The organism is Mesorhizobium sp. P3_A9 (assembly GCF_056402975.1).
Genome location: NZ_JBFUGJ010000622.1, coordinates 1 through 1,904 on the forward strand (window position 1 = coordinate 1; position 1,904 = coordinate 1,904).

Here is a 1,904-nt window from a genome sequence, read left to right on the forward strand (position 1 = left end):
CCTCTATGACCCGGCTCTCGAGTAGCTTGGCACAGGCTGGGTCAAACACACCAGTCAAGCGCTTAGCCGATCCGGCCGGTCGCCCAGCCGCCATCGTCCCTCACACCCCGATCGCTGCCACCAAAATCCGATTCTGCCGGCGTATCGCCGCGCGCAGTTCCGGTATCCTGGCCCCGTCGCGCTTCACGAATTCGATGAACATCATGTTCATGTTGTTGAAGATCAGTTCGCCGAGCGCCGTACCGTCGATATCCCTCCGCACCAGGCCAAGCTCCTGCAGCCGGGCGATCAGCGCGCGGATCTGTTCGGTGAGCGAGCGGTCGAGTGCGGTGTAGGCCTGGCCGAACGGGCTGTCCGGCAGCTGCGTCGAGATCGCCATGGCCTGCCGCCACATCTCCTTGCTGAGATAGTGCAGCGAATGCTCGATATAGATGCCGATCAGAGTGTCCAGCGCGTCGCCGACATTGGCCGGTGGCCTTGCAACGACGCCGCGCCCCGCATTGAGCACTTCATTGACTTCCAGCGAGACGATGGCGCCGAGGATGTCGCCCTTGTTCTCATAGTAATTGTAGATCGTGCCGATCGACACTTCCGCCTGCGCGGCGATGGTTTCGATCTTTGCGCCCTCATAGCCGGCCTCGCGAAAAAGCTCTGCCGCGGCCTCGATGATGCGCCTGTGCCGGTCCGCCTTTTGCCTTGCCCGCAATCCGCTCATATCAGCCTCTTGCCACAAAAACAGAATTGACTCAATTTTAGAATTGGTTCAACTTTTTGCAAGAAGCCACAAAGGCAAGGGAGAACACTTGATGTCCGTCAAATCCGGGAATCCACTTTTCGTCCTGAAGCGCCATCTGCGCGCGGCGTGCGCCGCCACCGCACTGCTGCTTGGCGTGGGCAGCCTCGCCGAGGCCGCTGATCTCAACGCGCTGATCTGGTGCGATCATTCCGATCCGGCACTGCTGCAGCCTTTCGAGGAGGCCAACAACGTCAAGGTCAACGTCAAGGAATTTGAGGGCACGGGGGCTGGCCTCGCTATCGTCGAGCAGTCGCAGCCCGGCGACTGGGACGTGATGGTGATCGACTCGATCGACGTGCCGCGCGGTGTCGAAAAGGGCCTGTTCGAGCCGCTACCGGAGGACAAGCTGCCGCTGGCCGATCTGTTTCCGCAGGTGAAGATGGACGGCTCSACCGTSGTCGGCGGCAAGCGCTACGGCATCACCGAAAARTTCGGCTACAACACSATCGGCTTCAACAAGACCAAGGTCGATCCGGCCGACATGCAGTCCCTGGCGTCGCTGACATCAGACAAGTACAAGGGCAAGGTCGCCATCTACGACTATTATCTGCCGGTCATCGGCATGGCCGCGCTCGCCATCGGCAAGAAGACGGCGGAGCTGACCGAAGCCGACCTGCCCGCCCTCAAGGCTGAGCTTCTCAAGATGAAGGCCAACGCCAAGCTGGTCGGCGAAGTCACCGCCAGCCAGACGGCGCTGGCSACCGGCGAGGTCGAYATTCTGGTCGGCGGCGGYGARTGGGTGACGGCRGGSCTGGCCAAGGAAAACCCKGCGCTGGACTTCTCTATCCCCAAGGAAGGTGCGGTGCTGTGGTCGCAGTCGCTGGCCATGTTCAAGGATTCCAAGAACAAGGATCTGGCGCTGAAATTCATCCAGTACATTGTGAGYCCTGAAGGCCAGGCACGGCTTGCCACTTCCTCCTGCTACTGGGGCATGCCCGCCAACACCAAGGCGGCTTTGACCGACGACCAGAAGAAGGTGCTGCGCTTCGACGAGCAGCCGGGCTTCCTCGCTCGCGCCCAGGCCTATCCGGCGCCTAATGCCGATCTCGACAAGAAGATGCAGGACRTGTGGACCGAAATGCTGCAGGCGAAATGAGCGGTTGCCGTC

At 61.1% G+C, this 1,904-nt stretch carries 2 protein-coding genes; one reads left to right on the forward strand and one right to left on the reverse strand.

Features of this window, described 5'->3' with window-relative positions; translation table 11 throughout:
- Positions 1-100: 100 nt before the first annotated feature.
- The gene (locus tag AC1DX0_RS35325) at positions 101-715 is read right to left on the reverse strand and encodes a TetR/AcrR family transcriptional regulator (RefSeq protein WP_477221421.1); all 615 of its coding nucleotides are present in this window, start codon (positions 713-715) and stop codon (positions 101-103) included.
- A 91-nt stretch (positions 716-806) separates the two neighbouring features.
- Here AC1DX0_RS35325 and AC1DX0_RS35330 point away from each other — a divergent pair, with 91 nt between their 5' ends.
- Complete coding sequence (locus AC1DX0_RS35330; protein ID WP_477359077.1) at positions 807-1,892, forward strand: polyamine ABC transporter substrate-binding protein; 1,086 nt, start codon at positions 807-809, stop codon at positions 1,890-1,892.
- Positions 1,893-1,904: the final 12 nt, after the last annotated feature.